At 50.3% G+C, this 23,056-nt stretch carries 25 protein-coding genes; 19 read left to right on the top strand and 6 right to left on the bottom strand.

The window, feature by feature from the left end; all coding sequences use genetic code 11:
• Positions 1–2 precede the first annotated feature (2 nt).
• From ctaD to AC27IB_RS12075, 3 genes are read left to right on the top strand one after another with little or no spacing between them, the layout of a single operon-like run.
• A complete protein-coding gene (ctaD, locus tag AC27IB_RS12085) occupies positions 3–1,619 on the top strand; it encodes a cytochrome c oxidase subunit I (RefSeq protein WP_296046369.1) in 1,617 nt (538 codons plus the stop codon).
• Between the two features lie 10 nt (positions 1,620–1,629).
• Complete coding sequence (locus AC27IB_RS12080; RefSeq protein ID WP_487121122.1) at positions 1,630–2,205, top strand: cytochrome c oxidase assembly protein; 576 nt, start codon at positions 1,630–1,632, stop codon at positions 2,203–2,205.
• A 16-nt stretch (positions 2,206–2,221) separates the two neighbouring features.
• Positions 2,222–3,100 carry a cytochrome c oxidase subunit 3 gene (locus AC27IB_RS12075; RefSeq protein WP_487121120.1) on the top strand — a complete coding sequence of 293 codons (879 nt, stop codon included), beginning with the start codon at positions 2,222–2,224 and terminating at the stop codon, positions 3,098–3,100.
• Positions 3,101–3,102: 2 nt separating this feature from the next.
• On the opposite strand, the gene AC27IB_RS12070 is transcribed toward AC27IB_RS12075, so the two are convergent.
• Positions 3,103–3,312 carry a DUF2909 domain-containing protein gene (locus tag AC27IB_RS12070; RefSeq protein WP_279319594.1) on the bottom strand — a complete coding sequence of 70 codons (210 nt, stop codon included), beginning with the start codon at positions 3,310–3,312 and terminating at the stop codon, positions 3,103–3,105.
• On the opposite strand from AC27IB_RS12070, the gene AC27IB_RS12065 reads away from it, so the two are divergent.
• Genes AC27IB_RS12065 through AC27IB_RS12040 form a run of 6 tightly spaced genes read left to right on the top strand, consistent with a single transcriptional unit; the run spans position 3,311 to position 7,813 of the window.
• On the top strand, positions 3,311–4,054 hold the full coding sequence (locus AC27IB_RS12065; RefSeq protein WP_296046363.1) for an SURF1 family protein: 744 nt from the start codon (positions 3,311–3,313) through the stop codon (positions 4,052–4,054). The genes AC27IB_RS12070 and AC27IB_RS12065 overlap by 2 nt on opposite strands.
• A 1-nt stretch (position 4,055) precedes the next feature.
• Positions 4,056–4,628, top strand: a complete 573-nt coding sequence (locus tag AC27IB_RS12060; RefSeq protein WP_296046361.1) for a hypothetical protein — start codon at positions 4,056–4,058, stop codon at positions 4,626–4,628.
• Positions 4,629–4,637: 9 nt separating this feature from the next.
• The gene (locus AC27IB_RS12055; protein WP_487121117.1) at positions 4,638–5,615 is read left to right on the top strand and encodes a COX15/CtaA family protein; all 978 of its coding nucleotides are present in this window, start codon (positions 4,638–4,640) and stop codon (positions 5,613–5,615) included.
• A 9-nt stretch (positions 5,616–5,624) separates the two neighbouring features.
• Positions 5,625–6,560, top strand: a complete 936-nt coding sequence (gene cyoE, locus AC27IB_RS12050) for a heme o synthase (protein ID WP_296046355.1) — start codon at positions 5,625–5,627, stop codon at positions 6,558–6,560.
• Positions 6,557–7,204 (top strand): SCO family protein, encoded by a 648-nt coding sequence (locus AC27IB_RS12045; RefSeq protein WP_296046353.1) that lies wholly within the window; start codon positions 6,557–6,559, stop codon positions 7,202–7,204. Before cyoE ends, AC27IB_RS12045 begins: the two co-directional genes overlap by 4 nt.
• Entirely contained in the window at positions 7,205–7,813 is a 609-nt protein-coding gene (locus AC27IB_RS12040; protein ID WP_487121115.1) for a GNAT family N-acetyltransferase, read from the top strand.
• A 57-nt stretch (positions 7,814–7,870) separates the two neighbouring features.
• Here the strand turns inward: AC27IB_RS12040 and AC27IB_RS12035 are convergent, their stop codons facing one another.
• Entirely contained in the window at positions 7,871–8,959 is a 1,089-nt protein-coding gene (locus tag AC27IB_RS12035; protein ID WP_487121113.1) for a polysaccharide deacetylase family protein, read from the bottom strand.
• Between the two features lie 111 nt (positions 8,960–9,070).
• Here AC27IB_RS12035 and AC27IB_RS12030 point away from each other — a divergent pair, with 111 nt between their 5' ends.
• Positions 9,071–10,333 (top strand): MATE family efflux transporter, encoded by a 1,263-nt coding sequence (locus AC27IB_RS12030; RefSeq protein ID WP_487121259.1) that lies wholly within the window; start codon positions 9,071–9,073, stop codon positions 10,331–10,333.
• A 2-nt stretch (positions 10,334–10,335) separates the two neighbouring features.
• Here the strand turns inward: AC27IB_RS12030 and AC27IB_RS12025 are convergent, their stop codons facing one another.
• Together AC27IB_RS12025 and nfuA are read right to left on the bottom strand one after the other, a co-directional pair.
• Positions 10,336–10,551, bottom strand: a complete 216-nt coding sequence (locus tag AC27IB_RS12025) for a hypothetical protein (protein WP_487121111.1) — start codon at positions 10,549–10,551, stop codon at positions 10,336–10,338.
• 23 nt (positions 10,552–10,574) lie between these two features.
• Positions 10,575–11,153: a Fe-S biogenesis protein NfuA gene (gene nfuA / locus AC27IB_RS12020; protein WP_296046345.1), complete on the bottom strand. Its 579-nt coding sequence runs from the start codon at positions 11,151–11,153 to the stop codon at positions 10,575–10,577.
• A 139-nt stretch (positions 11,154–11,292) separates the two neighbouring features.
• Here nfuA and AC27IB_RS12015 point away from each other — a divergent pair, with 139 nt between their 5' ends.
• Positions 11,293–13,896, top strand: coding sequence for a M14 family zinc carboxypeptidase (locus AC27IB_RS12015; RefSeq protein ID WP_487121109.1), 2,604 nt, complete (start codon positions 11,293–11,295; stop codon positions 13,894–13,896).
• On the opposite strand, the gene AC27IB_RS12010 is transcribed toward AC27IB_RS12015, so the two are convergent.
• Positions 13,893–14,663 (bottom strand): ComF family protein, encoded by a 771-nt coding sequence (locus tag AC27IB_RS12010; protein ID WP_487121107.1) that lies wholly within the window; start codon positions 14,661–14,663, stop codon positions 13,893–13,895. The genes AC27IB_RS12015 and AC27IB_RS12010 overlap by 4 nt on opposite strands.
• 36 nt (positions 14,664–14,699) lie before the next feature.
• On the opposite strand from AC27IB_RS12010, the gene bioH reads away from it, so the two are divergent.
• The 3 genes from bioH (at position 14,700) to AC27IB_RS11995 (ending at position 17,010) form a co-directional block, all read left to right on the top strand.
• Positions 14,700–15,515 carry a pimeloyl-ACP methyl ester esterase BioH gene (gene bioH / locus AC27IB_RS12005; protein ID WP_487121105.1) on the top strand — a complete coding sequence of 272 codons (816 nt, stop codon included), beginning with the start codon at positions 14,700–14,702 and terminating at the stop codon, positions 15,513–15,515.
• A gap of 216 nt (positions 15,516–15,731) precedes the next feature.
• Positions 15,732–16,058, top strand: a complete 327-nt coding sequence (locus AC27IB_RS12000; RefSeq protein WP_487121103.1) for a hypothetical protein — start codon at positions 15,732–15,734, stop codon at positions 16,056–16,058.
• 16 nt (positions 16,059–16,074) lie between these two features.
• Entirely contained in the window at positions 16,075–17,010 is a 936-nt protein-coding gene (locus tag AC27IB_RS11995) for a putative metalloprotease CJM1_0395 family protein (protein WP_296046335.1), read from the top strand.
• A gap of 70 nt (positions 17,011–17,080) precedes the next feature.
• On the opposite strand, the gene AC27IB_RS11990 is transcribed toward AC27IB_RS11995, so the two are convergent.
• Positions 17,081–19,411: a Tex family protein gene (locus tag AC27IB_RS11990; protein ID WP_296046419.1), complete on the bottom strand. Its 2,331-nt coding sequence runs from the start codon at positions 19,409–19,411 to the stop codon at positions 17,081–17,083.
• A 250-nt stretch (positions 19,412–19,661) separates the two neighbouring features.
• Here AC27IB_RS11990 and greB point away from each other — a divergent pair, with 250 nt between their 5' ends.
• The 5 genes from greB to AC27IB_RS11965 all read left to right on the top strand — a co-directional run bounded on the left by greB (position 19,662) and on the right by AC27IB_RS11965 (position 22,763).
• Positions 19,662–20,135 (top strand): transcription elongation factor GreB, encoded by a 474-nt coding sequence (greB, locus tag AC27IB_RS11985; RefSeq protein WP_296046334.1) that lies wholly within the window; start codon positions 19,662–19,664, stop codon positions 20,133–20,135.
• Positions 20,136–20,427: 292 nt separating this feature from the next.
• Positions 20,428–20,739 (top strand): helix-turn-helix domain-containing protein, encoded by a 312-nt coding sequence (locus AC27IB_RS11980; protein ID WP_487121100.1) that lies wholly within the window; start codon positions 20,428–20,430, stop codon positions 20,737–20,739.
• Positions 20,740–20,960: 221 nt separating this feature from the next.
• Complete coding sequence (locus tag AC27IB_RS11975) at positions 20,961–21,494, top strand: GGDEF domain-containing protein (protein WP_487121098.1); 534 nt, start codon at positions 20,961–20,963, stop codon at positions 21,492–21,494.
• A 133-nt stretch (positions 21,495–21,627) separates the two neighbouring features.
• The gene (locus AC27IB_RS11970) at positions 21,628–22,182 is read left to right on the top strand and encodes a hypothetical protein (RefSeq protein ID WP_296046329.1); all 555 of its coding nucleotides are present in this window, start codon (positions 21,628–21,630) and stop codon (positions 22,180–22,182) included.
• A gap of 293 nt (positions 22,183–22,475) precedes the next feature.
• Positions 22,476–22,763 (top strand): hypothetical protein, encoded by a 288-nt coding sequence (locus AC27IB_RS11965; protein ID WP_296046327.1) that lies wholly within the window; start codon positions 22,476–22,478, stop codon positions 22,761–22,763.
• The last annotated feature ends 293 nt before the right edge of the window (positions 22,764–23,056 follow it).

Genomic DNA, 23,056 nt, shown 5'->3' with positions numbered 1-23,056 from the left:
ACATGAGTAAAGCAACTGAGATCATCAGCCCCGAACACGGGGCGGCAGATGCCCACGACGACCACCACGAGCATCATATTCCCAAAGGGTTAATGCGCTGGGTACTGACGACTAACCACAAGGATATAGGCACACTGTACCTGTGGTTCGCGTTTATTATGTTTTTAGTGGGCGGGGCCATGGCAATGGTGATCCGGGCGGAATTATTCCAACCCGGTTTGCAAATTGTTGAACCAAACTTCTTTAACCAGATGACCACCGTACACGGGCTTATCATGGTATTTGGTGCGGTAATGCCAGCTTTTACCGGGCTGGCAAACTGGCTTATCCCAATGATGATTGGCGCGCCGGATATGGCGCTGCCACGGATGAATAACTGGAGCTTCTGGATCTTGCCATTTGCCTTCACTATTCTGCTCGCTTCGCTGTTTGTAGAGGGCGGTGGCCCGGCCTTTGGCTGGACGTTCTATGCACCGCTGTCTACCACCTACAGTGGCGACAGCACGGCATTGTTCGTGTTTTCGGTGCACATCATGGGTATCTCATCCATTATGGGCGCGATAAACGTTATCGTTACTATCTTTAATATGCGTGCGCCGGGCATGACGTGGATGAAAATGCCATTGTTTGTATGGACCTGGTTGATTACGGCGTTCCTGCTCATTGCGGTAATGCCGGTACTGGCCGGGGCCGTAACCATGGTACTCACCGATAAGTTCTTTGGCACCAGCTTCTTTGATGCCGCCGGCGGTGGCGACCCGGTGATGTTCCAGCATATATTCTGGTTCTTTGGTCACCCTGAAGTGTACATCATGATTTTACCGGCCTTCGGTATTATCTCGCAGATTATCCCTACCTTTTCCCGTAAGCGTTTATTCGGTTATGCCTCGATGGTTTATGCCACCACATCCATTGCGTTACTCAGCTTTATTGTGTGGGCACACCATATGTTTACCACGGGTATGCCGGTGGCGGCGGAGATGTTCTTCATGTTTGCCACCATGCTGATATCGGTGCCTACGGGAGTAAAAGTGTTTAACTGGGTGGCTACCATGTGGCGCGGTTCGATGACCTTTGAGGTCCCGATGCTGTTTGCCCTGGCCTTCATAGTGCTGTTTACCATAGGCGGATTATCCGGTTTGATGCTGGCGATTACACCGGTGGATTTCCAGTACCACGATACTTATTTTGTGGTGGCGCATTTCCATTATGTATTGGTGACGGGGGCGGTGTTCTCGATAATGGCGGCAGTCTATTACTGGATCCCGAAATGGACCGGCCGCATGTTCGATATCACGCTGGCAAAATGGCATTTCTGGTGCTCGCTGATTTCCGTTAACGTGCTGTTTTTCCCCATGCACTTTGTGGGTCTGGCGGGCATGCCACGGCGGATCCCCGACTATGCATTACAGTTCGCTGATTTTAATAAGTGGATCAGTCTGGGCGGTTTTGCCTTTGGTCTGTCCCAGCTCATCTTCCTGGCGGTAATGATTAAAGCCTGTCGTAAACAGGGTGAGCCGGTGTCGGATCAGGTGTGGGATGGTGCGGAAGGCCTGGAGTGGGAAATTCCCTCTCCGGCACCTTATCACACCTTTGAAACGCCACCGGTTGTGAAGTAAGGGCACAACCATGGCCAATTCCAACTCGGCACTGGTAACCAAATTACTGCTGATTGTAGTGGGTATGTTTGGCTTTGGTTTTGCGTTGGTTCCGCTGTATGACGTGTTTTGCGACATCACCGGCATCAATGGCAAAACCAATGAAACCGCTGCGGTTTACTACGACGGCCAGGTGGATGAGTCGCGTACCATTACGGTGGAATTTATTACCCGCACACATACCGGTATGCCATGGGAATTCAGGGCGCAAACCAAGAAAGTAAAAGTGCATCCCGGTGAAATGAACATGGTGGAGTTTTATGTGCGCAATCCGGCTCACAAAGACATGGTGGCGCAGGCCATTCCATCGGTTACACCGGGTCAGGCGGCCTTATACCTGAACAAAACAGAATGTTTTTGTTTTAACAGTCAGCCACTGGCGGCAGGCGGCGAATCACTTATGCCTATGCGATTTTATGTGGATCCGCAACTGCCCGAAGACATTCACTTTTTTACCGTGCAATACACCCTTTTTGACGTCACTGGTAATGGTACCGATGACAAACAACTTAACAACCCTTTCCTGACTTCGTTTAGCGATAACTGAGTCTAAGGAGAAAGTAATGCAACAAGAGTATCAGAAATACTATGTACCAGCGCAAAGCTACTGGCCTATTGTAGGGGCGATTGCGCTGTTTTTAATTGCAGTAGGGGCCGGCAACTTTGTTATTGAATCAACCCGAGGTGAAAGCGGTTGGGGCGACAACGTGCTGGGTGTCGGCATCTTTATGTTACTGGTGATGCTGTTTGGCTGGTTTAAGGATCAAATTAATGAGTCTATGAGCGGCTTGTACAGTGACCAGTTAGGCCGTTCTTACCGACAGGGCATGAGCTGGTTTATTTTTTCTGAAGTCATGTTCTTTGCGGCGTTCTTTGGCGCTTTATTTTACGCTCGTATGATTGCGGTGCCATGGCTGGGTGGCTCATCAAATAATGCCATGACCAACGAAGTGTTATGGCCCGGATTCCAGGCGATGTGGCCGCTGGTGGAAACCCCGGGCGGAGTCAATACCACACCAATGAGCTGGGCGGGGTTACCTGCCATCAACACCATTATCCTGTTGATATCGTCGGTTACACTGCATTTTGCCCACGTTGGCCTGGAGCAGGATAAGCGCAAGCAACTCACGGCCATGCTGGGGGCAACCATACTGCTTGGTTGTGTCTTCTTATTTCTGCAAGTGGAAGAATATATCCATGCTTATCAGGAGCTGGGGCTGACCCTGCAATCCGGCGTATATGGCAACACTTTCTTCCTGTTAACCGGATTTCACGGCATGCACGTTACGCTGGGAACCCTCATTCTGATGGTGCTTTTCCTGCGGGTAATCAAAGGGCATTTCACCCCGGACAATCACTTTGCTTTCCAGGCGGGCAGTTGGTACTGGCACTTCGTGGACGTGGTGTGGGTAATGTTGTTTGTGTTTGTTTACGTGCTGTAAGGCTAATAAGGACTTGGATTGGGCGTGATCAACCCGGTGGCCATGGCTACCAGGATGATCACCACAATCAGGGCCGATGTCATCACCCGTCGGCCAATATACTTACTCATCGGGGCTTTACCTGAGTTGTTACCCAGCATCGCTTTCATCGCTAAAAACAGGTTAATGATCATAAAAATCAATAAACCAACAATAATCACTTTGATGACCATGAGTAAAACTCCTCAGAGCTCCGTGGCGACCAGCCCCGCGCCAATGAAATGGCCGGTTCTGGCAAGCTGCTTAACGCTGTCAGCGGTGGTTATTATGGTGTTTTTGGGTAGTTGGCAGCTCGATCGCATGGAACAAAAACAACACCGTCTCGACAGCATAGCGCAAAAATACACCACTGCGCCAATGCATCCTTTTGACGTGGCAGAGCAATGGCAGGATGTGCGTGATGTACCGGTGAAGTTTCGTGGCGAACTCAACGCAGACCAGCCTATATTACTCGATAACCAGATTACTGCCGGGGCCACCGGGTACGACGTGCTGGTTCCGGTGATAACTCGCGGTCGGCCGGTGCTGGTGAATATCGGTTGGGTAGCAGCCCCTGCCTCACGTGCTGAATTGCCGGTCATTGAGCTTCCGGCTGGTCAGGTAGAAATTGAAGGCGTTATAACTCAACCAGGAATGAACCCCCTGATCCAGGAAACCCAGCAGCATTTCGATGATTTTCCGCTGCTGGTGCAGCAAATTGATATTCCCCTTTTTAATCAGCAATGGGCATCTCAACTGCCGGATATGGTGATTGAGCGGTTAGCTTCCCAACCTCAGATGAACCAGTTTGCGACAAACTGGCAACCGGTTGTGATGTCACCGCAAAAACACCTCGGCTATGCCATTCAATGGTTCGGGCTGGCCATTGCTGCCGTTGTTATTTTCATTATCGTGCTCATCAGGAGAACCAAATAATATGGCGACCGCAATGCATCCTCAGGCTAAACCCAAACGTTCGCTGCTGATTTTAATGGCGGCGTTTATTATTCCCGTTGTGCTGGCCAAGCTGGCCCTCGACTTTAACTGGTTTGAACAAGGCGCCACCAATAAGGGTGAACTGCTGCAACCGGTTGAAAATCTGCAGCCCTTGTTAAGCGAACAGGCCCCAAAATGGCGGGTTATGTATATCGTTCCGGCGCAGTGTGGTAACGAATGTGAAAATGCGATTTACGCCATCCAGCAGGTCTGGCTGGCCCTTGGCAAAGAGTCCGACCGGGCGCAGCCTGCGGTGTTTGTTACACCGTTCAGTGACAACAGAGCGATGAATATCCTGCATGATTACGAACATATCAATGCGGTCACACTTAACCAGTCGCAAATTCAGCAACTGGAAACCAGCCAGATCAATGAGCATATTTTTCTGGTCGATACTCAGGGCAATGCCATGTTGCGCTACCCCCTTTACCAACTTCGTCAGGATGCGGTAATGGGCAGTCGTGACGTGCTGTCTGATTTGCGCAAATTACTCAAACTGTCACGTATCGGTTAAGGCGGCACTATGCGGAAGTTGGTTGGTTTTAGCATTCTCCTGGCTGTTGTGGTTATTGTGCTTGGCGCCTATACCCGTTTAACCGATGCTGGCTTAGGCTGCCCGGACTGGCCGGGCTGCTACGGACACCTTACGGTACCTGAATCAGACGATCACATTGAAGCGGCTAACGCAGCCTACCCCGAACGGCCGGTAGAATCCCATAAAGCCTGGAATGAAATGATTCACCGTTATTTTGCCGGTACTCTGGGGCTGTGCATTCTGGCTATCGCCATTTGGGCGGTTAGCAAACGGTCTGCCCAGGTCCCCATAAAACTGCCACTCATTTTACTGGTGTTGGTGTCATTTCAGGCCCTGCTCGGTATGTGGACAGTCACGCTGAATCTGTTGCCGGTTGTGGTGATGGGCCACTTGCTGGGCGGCTTTAGTGTGCTTACCTGTTTGTTCCTGTTGTATTTGCGGTTATCCCGCTATCGAATTGGCTTTGTCGATATGCGAATTAAACGTTATGCGGCCTTTGCTGCGCTGGGCATTGTGGTGCTGGTAGGGCAAATTGCGCTGGGTGGCTGGACATCGGCCAACTATGCCGCCCTCGCCTGTACCGAATTCCCGGTTTGCGAGGGCGACTGGCTGAGCCGGGTTGATGTGGCTGGGGCGTATAGTGTGCCTGATGCCGATAACTACGAATACGGCGCGCATGACTACGCCGAACGCATGACAATGCATATTGCTCATCGCTTAGGGGCGGTGATCACTTTTCTCTACCTGGGGTGGCTTGCTATTAGCCTGTATCGCCGCTCCGCTTCTCAGCATCTGCGCAATGCCTCTGTGGTGTTAGGCCTGATATTGCTGGCTCAGGTTGGTCTGGGTATCAGCAATGTCGTGTTCAGCTTACCGTTGCAGGTTGCCGTATTACACAATGCCGTGGCGGCATGTTTATTACTGGTGCTCGTTCTTATTACTTACACACTGTATCGAAAAGTGTAGGAGATCCTCATGGCAAAATCTCAACTGATTAATGCACCGCTTACTGATTCAAAAAGTCGCCCGGCAAGCGGCTGGCGGGCCAATTGGCGTTATTACTACGAAATGACCAAGCCCCGGGTAGTGATGCTTTTGCTACTCACGGCGCTGGTGGGAATGTGTCTGGCCACGCCCGGCTGGGTTCCTGCCGATAGGTTGATCGCCGGCCTGTTGGGGATAGGCCTGCTGGCCAGCGCGGCAGCAGTGCTTAACCATATAGTCGATCATAAAATAGACAGCCAGATGGCCCGCACGTTTAATCGCCCGGTGGTAAAAGGTAAAGTCAGCATACCGCAGGCATTACTTTTTTCTTTTGTTCTGGCCATTGTGGGCTATGCGATGCTGGAAATCTGGGTTAACCGCTTAACGGCCATGCTCACGTTAGCCAGCCTGGTGGGCTACGCAGTGGTTTACACCATGTTTCTAAAACGTGCCACACCACAAAATATTGTGATTGGCGGTTTGGCCGGCGCTGCACCGCCATTACTGGGCTGGACGGCAGTCACCGGAGAAGTTCACGCCTACGCATTGCTGTTGGTGCTGATTGTATTTACCTGGACACCACCACACTTCTGGGCGCTGGCTATTCATCGTGAGAAAGACTACGCAAAAGCCAAGGTGCCTATGCTGCCGGTAACGCATGGCGTTGCTTTTACTAAAACCTGCGTACTTCTATACACTATTTTACTGTGTTTAGTGTGCCTGCTGCCTTACCTGATTGGTAAAGCGCATCTTATTTATCTGGTGGGGTCGTCATTGTTGAATGCCGGCTTCTTATATTATGCGTTGAAACTAAAATATGCGGCGGATGAGCAAACCGCCATGACTACCTTTAAATACTCTATTGTGCATCTGATGGTATTATTCGTTGTCTTGTTGGTCGATCATTATGTGCCGATGGTTTTATGAATCAAAAATTGTTGTTAACCCTGGTTGCTGCGCTGGCCCTGGTGGCCGGCGTGGGGATGGCGTGGTGGTTCACCACCCAAAGCACCGAAAACGAAACACCTCAGTATCTGCAAACCTTTCCAGAGCCGCGGCAGCTGGCCGAGGTAACACTGCTCAATCAACACGGCGAAACGGTTACTAATGAGCTGTTTAAAGGGCATTGGAGCCTGTTATTTCTAGGCTATACTTTTTGCCCGGATGTGTGCCCTACCACCATGGCGGCATTAGGAAAAATTTATCCAGAACTAAAAAATATTTCCACAGACTCGCCGATTCAGGTAGTGTTTGTCTCCGTGGATCCAAAGCGGGACACACCTGAAAGGCTCGCCTCTTACGTTGACTACTTCAACCCGGAGTTCGTTGCTTTAACGGGTGAGCATAAAATGTTGTTCCCGTTGGCGAGATCGCTGGGGCTGATGTATGCCATTGCTGAAAGTACAGATAACCCCAATTATCTTGTTGATCACAGTGCTTCTGTGGTTGTTGTTGATCCGAATGGTTTTGCCATCGGAAGGTTTAAGCCTAAGTATAATCCTGGTGAACTTGCAGTAAGTGACAGTGTTCAAATACTTACTGATATGCCTGTTATTACCAAAGAACAATAAATGCCATGTTGTAGTATTATCCGAAATGCCAAAAAGGATGATGGTAGTATAGCTGTTCCCCTGCTGTTTAACGCTGGTAAGCACTTGCTTACCGAGGTCTTTGGCCAAGGTAACTCTGAGGTTGCCCTGGACTACCTGTTATCAGCCTGGAGTAAAGGTGGTGGACAGTACGGTTTTGAAAATCATTGGGTTGCCGAATTTAACGGCAAAGTGACCGGCCTGATTAGTTGCTGGCACGATCGCCTGCCTGAAAACTTCGACAGAGAAACCCTGTCTTCTATTGTAGAGCACTATGGTATCGATGACGCGCTTGAAATTGTCATGCGTTCGCAGCGATACCTGGCTGAATTAGAGGCCCCTTTATTTACTGAACTCGGTATTGGTCACCTGGCCGTATCGCCCGACACCCGTCGTCAGGGCACCGGCTCGGCACTGATTGAGTTTATGGAAGTAAAAGCCCGTGCGATGAAGAAAAACGCGCTCGTTTTAAACTGTGAAATTGCTAATGAAGGCGCCATTGCCTTTTATCAGCGATTAGGGTTTGGTGAACACCGGACCAACGATCAGTTTGTGCAAATGATCAAAGCGCTGCATATTGAAACTGAATAACCAGTGGGCTATTGCTGGCTGCGATATTTATCGCCTCAGCAATAGCCGCTGTTTCAGCTAATCCGGATATTGACCTTGCTCATTGGCCACAAAAAATGGCAGGGAATACCAGTAAAAACGTCCCCCGGCGGACTCCGAGGGCGCCGTGCAATTCACCCTTGAACGACCAATCGGTAAGGTTGAATCCAGACTAAAACCAAACTGGCTGGCATCGGTGGACACTTTCAGCGTGCTGCCCTGATAGTAACAGGCCAGTTGCGATAATCTCACATCCTTAGCGGCACTGGCATCGAGTGTAACTTGTACCGTTTTATCGAGTTGGCGGTTGGTCATTTGCGGATCGGTCAGCGACACCTTCACAGCCGGCATGGCGAGACTGGCCATTTTGGTTTTTAGCGTGTCGAGTTTGGCGTACGGGCCCGCAGCAGGAAAGCGTGGAATCGCTGTCATATCACTGAATTTACCCAATGCGCCAGAGTGCTGACCAAAAGCGGTATAACCATGCTGCTCAAGGCGTTTCGCCAGCGTCTGATTGTATTCGCCGAAGGGATAGGCGAGATATTTGAGTGACTCCCCGGTGTGTTGCTGAATAATTTTCTCGGCACGGGTGATGTTTTGCCAGACCCGTTTAAGCCAGTCCTGCTCACTCTCACCAGCCTGCTTTTCCAGCAAGTGCAAATGATCCATGGTGTGATTGGCGAAAGTCACTCCCTGCTGTTGCATTTGCTTTACCTGTTCCCAGCTTAGCTGATTGCCTTGTTTGCCAATGACTTCAGGATTAATAAAAATGGTGTAAGGGAAGCCGTGCTTCTGCAGTAACGGATGGCCATTAGTAAGAATATTTTCGTACCCATCATCAAAGGTAATCGCCAGGGCGTTGTCGGGCACATCAGTCTTTCCTTTAGCTGCGTCAACCAGCTGTTCTAAGGGCACCACCGTGTAGTGTTCAGCAATATAGTCGAGGTGCTGAGCAAACTCATCGGGCGTTACCGAAGTGCTGCGTGGCGTGTCGTCTGCCACATGGTGATACAGTAAAATCACGCCACTGGAATGCGCTAATTGAGTGTCTGCCGAGCTAGCCGGACCGGCCAAACAAAGCAGGCTCAGTAACAGCGGGATAAATCGGCGGGTCATGATAAACTGCATGCATTCTCCTTGAAATTAATACAAAACTTTAAAAAGGTTCCGGTGACAACCCTATCCTATCAGTTACGTGGCAGTGCTGCCCACATTCAGTTGCTTAAGCTGGCCTTGCCGATGATCCTGGCGAATATCACCACCCCATTGCTGGGTCTGGTTGATACGGCGGTAATGGGTCATATGGATTCATCTGCGCAACTGGCCGGCGCATCCATTGGTGCGTTAATACTTACGCAAATCTACTGGGTGTGCGGTTTTATCAGAATGTCGGCTACCGGAATGAGCGCACAGGCCCGGGGCGAGGGCATTGTTAAAGCCATGGCCAGGTCGTTTTATCAAACGGCAATCATTGCGGTGGCGATTGGCCTGCTTATCTGGCTTGCTCAACAATTAATTTTACAGGCGGGTTTGTGGTTGGCAGCGCCGGCCGTCGATGTGGCGGTTTATAGTCGCGAATATTTTAATATCAGAGTGTGGGGAGCGCCGGCTGCGCTGTTAAATCTGGCCCTTATTGGCTGGCTGGTAGGGCAACAAAAAACGACCAGTGTGTTGCTGGTGCAGATTGTCGGCAACCTGCTCAATGCCGGGCTCGATATCCTGCTGGTCTGGTGGTGGGATTGGGGCGTCAGTGGTGTGGCGCTGGCCAGTGTGGCGGCTGAATACACCATGATGACAATGGCGATGCTGATTGCACTGAAACACATTCAATGGCAGCCGCCGGCGCTGGAATGGTTTAACAAAACGGCGCGTAAATTTTTAATGAAGCTCAATGGTGACATGCTGCTGCGAAATCTGGCGTTGCAGGCGTGCCTGGCGTTTTTAACCATTCAGGGCGCTCGCTATGGTCAAACCGCTACTGCAGTGAATGCCATCCTTATGCAGTTTTTTGTGCTGATCGCGCTGGGCCTCGATGGTATTGCTTATGCGGTAGAGGCGACAGTCGGCGAAGCCGCCGGCGCGAAAAATGCCCGGGGGGTAGTGCGCCAGACTCACCGGGGCCTGCTGTGGTCAGGGCTTTTTGCTGTCGGGTATGCGCTGATATTCTGGTTTTCCGGGCGGCAAATCATTGGGCTGCTGACAGATATTGAGTCATTACAGCAGGCCGCTTACCCTTACCTTGGCATGATGGCGTTGTTGCCATTAGTGGCCCACTGGTGCTTTTTATATGATGGCGTGTTTGTTGGTCTGACCCAGGCCAAGGCCATGCGAGATACCATGATCGTCAGTGCGTTGTTAGTGTATTTCCCGGTGTGGTACTTCACTCAGTCAGCAGGAAATCCGGCTTTGTGGTGGGCGTTACTGGCGTTTTTACTGGCCCGGGGAATCACTCTGGGCGCGATTTTCTACTGGCGTAAAGACCAGCTAGCTGAAACCGCCTGAAGTTACTTGTGCCGATTAGGGTTAATCGATCGGGTGAGGCGTTGCCACAGCAATCCAAGATAGCCGGACATGGCCCAGCCAAAGCCGGCGAAGAGCACTGCTAATCCCAGGTAATAAAGCGGTTCGAACCACCAGGCGCCCGCCACCATAACGCTCAGCCCCAATGCAAACACACTGAGGCCCTGAATAAAGCGTTGCCAGTGGCTATACGGCAGCATAACGCCGTAACCGGGAAGTTGGCTTAGTAGTAAGAGTGCTCACCAGATTGATGCTCTGTGGCATCCCGAACACCTTTGATTTCGCCAGCGAATTCGTCCAGCATCTGCTTTTCGATACCTTCCTTAAGGGTTACGTCAACCATGGAACAACCATTACAGCCGCCGCCAAATTGCAGTACAGCGTAACCGTCGTCGGTGATTTCAAGCAACACAACCTGTCCGCCGTGATTAGCCAGCTGAGGGTTAATTTCAGACTCAATCATGTAGTTCAGACGTTCGACTATTGGCGCGTCGTCAGCCACTTTGCGAGCCTTGGCATTGGGTGCCTTAAGGGTTAGCTGAGAACCCATTTGATCGGTCACATAATCGATTTCAGCTTCTTCGAGATAAGGCGCGCTCTCTTCATCAACAACGGCGTCAAAGCCATCGAAGGGTAATCGGGTGTCAGAAGGCTCCACCGCGTCGGGTGGACAGTAAGAAACACCACATTCAGCACTTGAGGTTCCCGGATTCACTACGAAAACACGAATATTAGTGCCTTCTTCCTGTTTAGCCAGTAACTTAACAAAGTGTCCCTGGGCCTCTTTTGATATTGAGATCATTGTAGAGTCCTGCATAATCAATAACTATTGCATATGATAACAAATTAACCTGAGTAAAACAGTCAGGTATTGAAAATATATTATGCCGAAGTAACTGGTTTCAAGACCATCAAATAAAACTAATTATGGTGTCCGTAAAATGCTATCAGCGCCAATAACGACAAATTCCACCGCTTCACGTTCATGTTTTGCCACGCTTTACACTGTTCTGCTGGTTACCTTTTCGCTGTGTCTTAGCAGTTTAGCTGTTGCTCAGGGCAAGCCGGCGCAGACCTACCTGCCTGATAATGTTCAGCTCGATCCGGCAATTCCCACGCCGGAGTCGGTGCTCGGCTATAATGTTGGCGACTGGCATGTTCGCCATGATTTACTGGTAACCTACATGCGTCGTCTTGCCGCGGCCTCTGACCGGGTCACCCTGGAGGTTACCGGTTATACCCATGAGCAACGCCCTTTGTTGCTGCTTACCATTACCTCACCGAAAAATCGCAGCAAGCTGGATGACTGGCGCACTGCACACATCGCCCAGGTTCAGCAAGGTAAGAAAACACCGTCAGATGCCCCGCTGTTCTTCTACATGGGCTACAGTGTGCATGGCAATGAGCCCTCTGGTGCCAATGCCTCACTGTTGGTGGCCTATTATCTTGCCGCCGCTCAGGATGAGCGAGTGAGCCGTTTACTGCAGGAAAACGTGGTGCTGCTGGACCCTTCCTATAACCCGGATGGATTATCCCGGTTTGCTCACTGGGCCAACATGCATAAAGGTAAAGTCCTTAATGCCGACCCGGCGCATCGTGAACATCAGGAAGGCTGGCCTAACGGACGCACCAATCACTATTGGTTCGACCTGAACCGGGACTGGTTAATGATGGTACATCCGGAGTCCCAGGCGCGTATAACCCAGTTTCAGCACTGGCGGCCACATGTCTTAACCGACTTTCATGAAATGGGCACCAACAGCTCGTACTTTTTCCAGCCCGGGGTGCCGAGCCGCAAAAACCCTCTCACGCCTGAAGGGAATGTGCGCCTGACCAACGCGCTGGCAGAATATTATGTGCGTGCTTTCGACAACCAGAAGCAACTGTACTTTAGTCAGGAAGGCTTTGACGATTTCTATTATGGGAAAGGATCGTCTTATCCGGATGCCCAGGGCAGTATTGGTGTACTGTTCGAACAGGCCAGTAGCCGCGGTCATCTGCAGGACTCGATTAACGGCCCGCTGGCTTTTGCGCAGACTATCCAGAATCAGTTTACTATGTCGGTCGCGGTGTTTGATGGCGCCATGGCTAACAAGGCTGCGCTGCTGGACTATCAGCATAACTTTTACAAAGAAACCGCTGAACTGGCCAGTCAGGATCAGAACGCGGCTTATTTACTGCATGAACCCAAAGATAGCTGGCGCTTGGAGAAAGCGCGTTGGGTGCTGTCCGGCCACAATATTCGCTTCCAGCAACCGCGGGAAGATATAGAGGTGAATGACACTGTCTATAAAGCCGAAAACACCCTTGTGGTGCCACTGGCCCAGCCGCAGTACCGGCTCATTAAGTCATTGTTCTCTACTCAAAAGGACTTTGTGGATAACACTTTTTATGATGTGTCTAACTTCAACCTGCCACTGGCATTTGATTTAGCCTTTGCCCCCATGAGCAGCCGAGAACTGCGCCGGGCCAAATTCATCGATAACAGCCCTGCTCCAGAGGCGGTTGTGCCGGTAGACAATGATGCCTACGCTTACGCTTTTGAGTGGCATCACTACAAAGCCCCTGCGTTGTTACAACAATTGCTTGATGCCGGCGTGGCCGCGCGCATTGCTACCCAGCCTTTTACCGCAGCAACCACTCAGGGCAACCTGTCGCTGGCCGCCGGTACGATTGTGATCCCGCGAGGCGTACCACAGCCGCAGGCGCTCATTGAGCTGTTGACTGGAGCAGCAGTTGATGCCGGGGTGGCTGTGTTATCTCTCAGCAGTGGCTTTACCCGTACCGGCATCGACATTGGCAGCCGCAGTATGGTTCCGGTGAAAGCGCCGAAAATCTTACTGGTAGGCGGCGAAGGGGTTAGCCCGTATGAGGCCGGTGAAGTGTGGCATTACCTGGATACACAGGTGGGCATGCCGGTAACCCTGGTGGATCAAAGTCATCTCGATAACGTTTCCCTGCATGATTACACCCACGTCGTATTTGTGGGTGGTCGTTATGAATTGCCTGAAGGTGTCGATGAAACGTTTACCGACTGGGTTCGTGCCGGCGGCACCCTGGTAGGGCAGACTTCGGCCCTGCGATTATTTGCCCGGCATAACTGGCTGGATATCAAACTAAGTTCACGTCAGGACGTCGCCGATCTGTTCAGCGAAAAGAACCTGACCTTTGCCGACCGTGCTGCGCACAATGCGCAGCAATTGGTGGCCGGGGCGGTTTATCAGGCCAGCATCGATACTTCCCACCCGCTGTTTTACGGCTATGACGAGGCGCAGTTAAACCTATTTAAAACCAGTAATATGATGGCGTTCAGCAAAGCCTCGCCAACAGTGGTGGCGGCCCGGTATACCGATTCCCCGCTGGTGGCTGGATTCAGTGCCGACGCGGTAGCCAACGAAATTGCCGGTTCGGTGGCAGTAATGGCGCAGCCGTTGGGTCGTGGCCGGGTGATCGGTTTTACCGACGATCCGCAGTTCCGGGGCTTCTGGTACGGCACCAATAAGCTAATGAGCAATGCGTTGTTTATGGCTGAGGCCATTAACTAAGAGTTTGTTGCCAGCGCATCAAGCTGGTGGCCCGGAAGGAGCAGGGTCGTGTCGGGTTTGGCCGGCGTGACCGCCAGCGACCAGACCACTATGTCGGTGTCGGGCGCTATCTGATGGATTAGACGGCTTAAGGTAGCGATGGTGGCACCGGTGGTGACGACGTCGTCGATAAGTGCGACCCGCGCCGGGAATACTACATTGCCCAACTGGTAAGCCTGTTTCAAATTGCGCAGTCGCTCGCGCCGGCCGAGCGTTTGCTGACTGCGTTGCCAGCCTCGCCGGTAAGCCCAGTTGGCGCTCACCGGAATGTCTAACTGTTTTCCCAAATACTCGGCCAGCAACAGGGTTTGATGATACTGACGTTTAGCATAACGCCAGGGACTTATGGGAACCGGCAGCAGACAGTCAGGTAACGGGCCGGATAGCACCAACGAATAACGCAAAAACCACTGGGCCAATGGTATTGCCAGTGAAGGGTGACCGTATTTAAAACGTCGAATCAGGTGATCCAGCGGCCACTGAAAATAGCTCAAGGCACACAACTGCTGATAGTGGCCAGGGGCCAGCCCCTGTTTAATGGCCGGCCAGTTCAACAGGTTAGCCGCCACCTTGTGATTATTAAAGAATAAACAATCTTGTTCGCAGACCTTGCATACGGCGGTATTGGAATGCTGCTGACATAAATAGCACAAACCGTCGGGCAGGAATTTCGTCGCGCCTCTTAGTCGTTCTACACATTTCACTATTGGGGTTTTTAAAATGCTCATGTACACTTTTGCTACGTTCTGTCAGGAAGTGATTACGTGGGTGACAATAGCACTAATACAGCATTAAAAAGCCTGTCTCAGGGATCGGGAAGGGCGTTGGTTTTACTCCATGGCTGGGGAATGAACAGCGCCGTTTTTAGTGAATTTTTACCTTTCCTGACGGAAGACCTGGAGGTGATCCGCATTTGTTTGCCCGGATTTGGTCTTAATACTGATAAGTTGCCCGACGACTATTCGCTGGAAAATGTCGTCGCACTGGTTAATGACGCTGTGCCTGCCGGAGCAATAGTCGCGGGATGGTCCCTGGGGGGATTGGTTGCCCAGCAGCTGGCTCTGTCTTACCCGGATAAAGTGGCCGGTTTAATTACCCTGGCTTCAAGTCCTTGTTTTGTTTCTGCGGGTTGCTGGAAAGGCATAGAACCCGAAGTGTTAACTGGTTTTCAACGCCAACTGGCGCGCAACTATGACAAAACCCTGGACCGGTTTTTAGCCATTCAGGCAATGGGTAGCGCGTCAGCCAGGCAGGATGTGAAAACCATTCGTCAGCAGCTTGGTGCCTTACCTTCCCCTGCCGAGGTGGCACTGGCCGCCGGACTTTCTTTGCTTGAAACGGTGGATTTGCGTCAGCAAATTGGGCGTATAAGCCAGCCAACACTGCGGTTATATGGCCGCCTGGACAGCCTTGTGCCGACCAGTAGCATAGACCGAATTCATGAGCTTCATCCCGGTGCGGATACCGTGGTGATGCCCCATGCTGCCCATGCGCCATTTATTTCTCATCCGCAGCAAACTGCAGATATCCTGCTGAATTTCATCAACAATATGACCCGTATCGACCGCCACTGCTGCTAGAGTGTCGAAGACACTTTGCCAGCGTTGTTTAGGTTAAGAGGAGTCGCTGTGGTGGCCGGCCGCTGGTTTTTGTGCGCCTGATTAACCCGTGAACCGAAGTTGAGCCCCGTGTGCCCTGGCCTGTGTAACGATTTAGTACCACGTCTACGACCATCTCAGACTTTATTTTTTGACCGTTTTGGTTAATAATTGAACATGAGAGTGTAGAGGTAGTGTATGGCGATAAGCAATAATGTAAATTCTGCGATTGTTGCTGGTCAGTTTGGTTTGCAGCAATCGTTTGAGGGCATGACCCAGTCAGCGATGAATATTGCACAGCGGACGGCCCAGCAGGACGTGGCGCAAAATGGAACCGGTAATTTTCTGGCTGATTCTGCATTGCGCAGTTTGTCCACCACATCCAATCTGTTGCCCAGCGGTGGCGATAGTATGACGTCTGATTTGTTGTCTATGCAGATGTACACCAATAACGCCCTGGCGTCGGCTAAGGTTATTGATGTTGCTAACGAGACGGTTGGCCGCATCATTGATACGATCGCCTGAGTTCGGGTAGCCTGGTATGAACATCGTTACGCCCATCCCCACTTCCTTTGCCATTCCAACGGCTAATCTTAGCGTGGAAGCGGCCCGGCGTGACAACCTTGCCCGGGAATCTATTCCCCAACCTTCAGACGCCAAACAAGGCAGTGCCGAACAAGGCCTTGGTTCTGAGTCAGACAAACTTAAATCGTCAGTAAAGGGTAATCAGCCCCTTACCTATGAGCGCCCGCAGGCCAATCAGAACAGCACGACCCAGTCGACCGGTGACAACCCCCAACAGTTTAACGATGCTGGCGAAGAAAGTGCCGGTAAAGAAGATGCCAGGGAGCGTCAGCAGCAACAAGCTGATCAGCGCCAGGTAGAATCACTGAAGGAGCGCGATCAGGAAGTGCGCACTCATGAACAGGCTCATGCAACAACCGGTGGGCAGTACGCCGGCTCACCTCAGTATGACTTTCAACGCGGTCCGGACGGCCAGCGCTATGCGATTGACGGTGAGGTGTCTATTGACGTCTCTACTGAAAATACTCCGCAGCAGACTATTCGCAAAATGCAGCAGGTTCGTGCTGCAGCATTAGCGCCCGCTGAGCCATCACCGCAGGATTTACAGGTGGCAGCTGAAGCCTCCCGGATTGCCTTTGAGGCGCGCAGTAAACTGGCCGAGGAGCGCAAAGAGACTGCGGCAGTAGATACCACAGAAAGTGACTCTGTTTCGCGTGTGGGGTCAGAGGTGCCGACGCTTGAAGAAATTGTGGCCAACAATCAGCCGCAAATTCCAACTCGAAAGCTCGACGAACTGGCCGCTGGTGGTGAAGACCAGTACACCCAGCAAAACACTGGTCGTCGCTCTTTGGAAATAGACAGCGAGCGCATGCAGCAGCGCAATTCGGTAATAGCCTCGTTTTACAAGAATGTAGCAGAGCCGTTTGAAGGTGGCTTCAGCGCCTCCGCGTAACAGTTATGTATTACAAAAAAGCCCCGTCTCTTGCGAGCGGGGCTTTTTTTAGTTCAGTCTGGTTACTGAATTAGTCTTTCTTGGCTTTTGCAAAAGCATCGGCAAAAGCATTACCCATTGCCGCGTTGGCAGGCGCGCTCTGGCGGCCTTGCTGGCGATTCTGGTTACGGTTATTGTTGCCTTTACTCTGGGGCTTTCCTGCTCCCTTTGGCCCTTTACTTTGTGGTGCCGGCGTTTCATCGAGGCGCATGGTGAAAGAGATGCGTTTACGGTCGACATCAACTTCCAGCACTTTTACTTTAACGATATCGCCAGCCTTAACCACTTCCCGCGGATCCGAGATAAATTTATTGGTCAGAGCTGAAATATGTACCAGACCATCCTGGTGAACGCCCACATCAACAAAGGCGCCAAAGTTGGCCACGTTACTTACCACTCCTTCGAGGATCATGCCCGGCTTCAGATCGGCCAGGGTTTCCACCCCTTCTTTAAAGGCGGCGGTTTTAAACTCCGGACGCGGATCCCGACCAGGTTTGTCGAGCTCTTTAAGGATGTCCTTAACGGTGGGTATACCAAAATTATCGTTAACAAAATCTTCCGGATTGAGCTTACGTAACAGGTCGGTATTACCAATCAAATCGTTTACCGCGACATCGGTACGGCTCACAATAGTATCGATTACCGGGTAGGCTTCCGGGTGAACCGCAGAGCTGTCGAGTGGATTACTACCGTTTACAATTCGCAGGAATCCCGCTGCCTGCTCAAAGGCTTTAGGTCCTAAGCGCTCAACTGATTTCAAATCCTGACGACGACCAAATGCGCCATGGGCATCACGGTAGCTGACAATATTATGCGCCAGCGTTTTATTTAAACCGGAAACATAACTGAGCAGGGCCGGAGAAGCCGTGTTTAAGTCAACGCCAACGGCGTTTACACAGTCTTCAATGACCTGATCCAGTGATTTACCCAGCAAACTCTGGCTCACATCATGCTGATACTGACCTACACCAATGGCCTTGGGCTCAATTTTAACCAGTTCGGCCAGCGGATCCTGTAACCGGCGGGCAATCGACACTGCACCACGCAGTGATACATCCATGCCCGGCAGTTCTTTGGAAGCAAGCTCCGAGGCTGAGTAAACCGAAGCGCCGGCCTCGCTGACCATAATTTTTTGCGCCTTAAGTTCGGCATTGGCTTTTAGCATTTCGCCAACCAGTTTATCGGTTTCCCGTGAACCGGTGCCGTTACCAATGCTGATCAATTCAACCTTATGCTGTCGGCACAGGTTTGCCAGGGTTCGCTGTGATTTATCCCACTGATTTTGTGGCGCATGGGGGAAGATAGTGGTTGTGCCCACCACCTTACCGGTTTGATCTACAATGGCCACCTTTACCCCGGTACGCAGACCCGGATCCAGACCCATGGTTACTTTTGCGCCCGCAGGGGCCGCCATAAGCAGGTCGTTGAGGTTTTTGGCAAACACATTAATGGCTTCTTCTTCGGCTTTTTCACGAAGCTGGCCAAACAATTCTGTTTCCATATGCAGGGCAATTTTGATTTTCCAGGTCCAGGTAACAACCTGAGCCAACCAGACATCGGCAGCGCGCCCCTGATTTCTCAACCCAAAATGCTCTGCAATAATTTGCTCACAGTAAGACGCCTGAGCGGGTGAATCTTCCTGACCCGGATCGGCTATCATCTGTATGTGCAGCATATTTTCGTTACGACCGCGGAACATAGCAAGCGCCCGGTGCGATGGCACTGACGCCAGTTTTTCAGAGTGCTCAAAGTAATCACTGTATTTCACCGCGGCCTTTTCCTGGCCTTCCACAACGCGACTGCGAATGTGCGCGTTTTCGTTGAGATAACGACGGATTTTGGCCAGTAATCCTGCATCTTCGGCAAAGCGCTCCATCAGGATATAGCGGGCACCTTCCAGTGCTGCTTTGGTGTCTGCCACGCCACTTTCCGCACTAACATAGTCAGCAGCTAAGGTTTCCGGAGTCAGTGTTGGATCAGCAAACAGTGCATCAGCGAGCGGCTCCAGTCCGGCTTCAATGGCAATTTGCCCTTTGGTGCGGCGGCGCGGCTTATAAGGCAGATACAAATCTTCCAGCGTCGTTTTGTTGTCTGCAGAGAGAATTTGTTGCTCCAGCTCAGGCGTGAGTTTTTCCTGCTCACCGATGGACTTTAAAATGACCTGACGGCGGTCTTCTAAGTCGCGTAAATAGCCTAATCGCTGTTCCAGGTTGCGTAACTGGGTGTCATCCAGGCCCTGGGTGACTTCTTTCCGGTAACGGGCAATAAAAGGTACGGTTGAACCTTCGTCGAGCAGTTTTACAGCCGCTTCGACCTGTGCAGGTTTAACGGCGAGTTCGTTGGCAATGGTATTAATTATCATCATGTAAGAGATTCAGGCGGTAGTGAATTTAATGATTGGAAGTGTCCCTTCCTACCTACTATTGAGTTGAAACTGGCAAGCGTCAGTCACGCTTTATATGGGCACAGAGTATAGCACCTCTACCCGCCGTGTCATATGGGTTTGCTTACCTCATTTTGAGCTGCAAACAGGTGGCAGATATAATCCCTGGCTGGCATCGTTAATTGCCGATACAATTTACTTTTAGCATCAATTTTAAAGGCCTGGCAAATTGCGTACAAACCTGGTGACCCGCCAAGGGTATGACAAACTGCGTGATGAACTAAACTATCTTTGGCGTGAGTACCGTCCGGAAATTACGGCCAAGGTAACCTGGGCGGCAAGCCTTGGCGATCGGTCAGAAAATGCTGACTATAAAGAGAACAAGCGCCTGTTACGAAAAATCGACTCACGGATCCGGTTTTTAAGAAAGCGCCTGGAAATACTAAAAGTTGTTGATTTTGCCCCGGAACAGGCAGGGCGGGTGTTCTTTGGTGCTTGGGTAGAAATTGAAAATGACGACGGTGACACTAAAACCTTTCGCATTGTCGGGCCGGATGAAATTTATGACCGTAAAGACTATATTTCCATCGATTCGCCCATGGCGCGGGCACTGCTGAAAAAAGAGGAAGATGATCAGGTCGATGTAAAAACGCCTGAAGGTCTCAGGGTCTGGTATATCAATCGGATTAGCTATGAAGAATAGACTTTATATTTATCTATTGTTGCATAGGTTTTTTCTCTTAAGTGAGTGTTTTTACAGGTTGCTGCTCTGCATCTACCGCCATAGTTGTTTTCTTTTACCCCATATAAAAAATTAACCTATTTGTTAATGGGTGCTTTTGCGTTTCCCGACTACGCTTTATAAATGATGCCGGTAACTGCCGGCTACTTCTCGTTGTTTGGGAGTGACAGTCTTGTGTCTTCTTTACTCAAAATCAAAGCGCCACTATTTTTGCTGAACCTGATTGTTTTCATGGCATTACTGGCCTGGTAACGTGCGCCAGTTACAAAATGTTATTCAGAATGTGGTGGTGTTGCATAATGCAAAAATGGTAGAGCTTCATCATTTGCCACATCCCTTGAATAGTGGGATGAGTAGCGAAACTGCCGCCGCTCCCGAAGCCAGTATGCCGCAGGTTGAAGCGGCGCCTGCCGCCGTTGAAAAAATTCAACCGCTGGCGGTCACTGAGCGAGAAGCTATCGAGTCGGCGATTGCATATTGCAATGGGAATATCCCCAAAGCAGCAGAATTGCTGGATGTGAGCCCTTCTACCATTTACAGGAAGAAATTTGGCTGGCAAGAATAGTGGTAAGTTATTGAAATTGATTAACAAAGTAGAGCTTGGAATGTTAATTGCAGATTCCGTTAAATCCTGAGGTAAACGGATAAAAACATTGTGGGAGTCTGCGTGAACATTAAAAAACAAATTGAAAATCCCTTAGTCAGTATGCAGAGCAAGATATCCTTTGCGGAACCGCTAAATGTAATGGTGGTAGACGATTCGGCAACGGAACGCGCATTGCTGAAATGCGCAGACGGTTACTTAAAACCCAGGAAACGTTGAGTCGCCAGGCCCTGTTTGATGAGCTTACCGGCATTGCCAACCGCCGCCATATATTTACCTTACTGGAAAATGAGATCAGCCGTTGCCGACGGTATGGCTATACTCTGAGCGTTGCCTATTTTGATATCGACTTTTTTAAGCGCATTAATGATAACTTTGGCCACCGTGCCGGCGACAAGGTTCTGAAAACGGTTTGTTCGGTTGTCGAGCTGGAACTGCGTAAGGTGGATATGGTGGGGCGTATAGGCGGTGAGGAATTTTGTATTATTCTGCCAGAATGCGAATTGCAAAATGCGAATGGGATTATTGACCGTTTGCGAAAGTCTATTGCCAGTATCAAATTTGACGCCGGTTTACTCAACGGCAATATAACGGCGAGTTTTGGTGTTACAGAGCTTAAGCGTAACGATGATCTGACCAGTCTTATCGGACGCGCTGATGAACTGCTTTATGAAGCGAAGCATGGCGGCAGAAATTGTGTGGTGGGTAGGATGTAGTAGCCATCAATAAGTCGCCTTCGGCTTAACACGTTGTGGCATTAGCGCGTTACTCGCCACTAAAAAAAGCCGACATTCTCACAACTTCTGATACTCTGATAGTAAGGCAATGATAATTAACAAGTTGAAGCCAATGAGAGTACTGCGAAGCGTGATGTTCCGATTTATGTGTTTAAGTGTGTTTTTAGTCCTCAGCCAGAGCGCCAGGGCTTATGATTTTGGCGTGGGTGATATTAATGTTCCTGAAGGGTTTGAGGGGCCTGTGCTGAAAACACCCAGTGAGGAATTTTCCGCTATCGGATTCACCCGGCAACACCAGGGGGATGAGAAAAGCACGCTGCTGCAACTGACAGTGTTCACGCCGCCAAATGGCATACCTGAACTCAATGAAGCGAAGCAAATCGCTTTTTCCAAACAATACCTGATGCAGTTTTTGGAAGGCGTGAAGCGACGTCGGGATAACTTTTCTACTTCTGCCATTGAAACCGTGTCGATCGGTGGTACACCGGCGGCAAGGATCCGTTGGCAGGGCCGCAGCACCGACAACAATCAGGCATTGTATGGCGAAATGTACTGCCTGATTTATCAGCAGCAGTTACTGAGTTTTCATGTGCAGGATTTTACTGACTTCGATGCTGCCGGATACGAAGCAGCACGCCAGGCTGTGATGGCTATCACCTTAAAGTAGTACCATTTTTATCGTGCACCGTATCGACTTATAGCCACAAGAGATAAAAAAAATACTATTTTTATACAAAAAGCCGATAATATGTGTAGCAGATTAGCGACAAGCTGACGGTTCTTGTCTATAATCTATGCCGTTAATGATTGTTATCTATACTAAAGACCCATATTCGTAACCAAGGTTCTCAGGTATTGTAATCAAAATGTAAATATATTGAACGAATTCGTCATACAAGTGACTAACCTTAAAGTCGTTGATTTTCAAATGACATCGTTCACATTAAATGAATTGAGATTATGAATCGATACTTACCTTCAGAGCGACCTGAGCAACACCAAGAGCGAACGGACAAGCCAGCTATTGCCAGTGCCCTGGGTCTGTGCTTAATGGGCTTTTTGCTGTTATTAAGCGGCGTGTTAATGTTCATCCTGACCACGGTTAATGCCTTTAGCAGTAACGAAGGTACCAAAACGATGGTGTCTGTGATTATTTGCCTTGCGATGTACCGGGCTGGCAAATTTCTGCTTCAGCAGGTTAGCAAATTCAAAATGCCACCTAATCGCCGTCGCAGCGTAATTTCTTAGGGTCACTTTATCAACAAAAGCTTGCGCAAAACGCGTAAGCTTTTGTATGCATTGTTTCTTCAGTTCTGTTTGGAATAAATTCACTAACTTCTAGTGTAAAAAGTTAGTAAAAAAAAGCCCCTGTGCCGTGCAAAACCCCGAATGTGAACTACTATTAAGTGGCAAACAAAACTTTTCCCGAATGCGTATTCGGGCGCATGCATTGCTGCAATTTTGACTGGCATGAGTATGCAGACAGTACGGACTTACTGATGAGCAAGGACAGGTGCTGAGTAAAAAGCCGACATTAAGTC

It is taken from the genome of Alteromonas sp. 4NH20-0104 (genome assembly GCF_057547795.1).
Note: the sequence above shows the minus strand (reverse complement) of the source record. Positions and strands in the feature narration are given on the sequence as shown.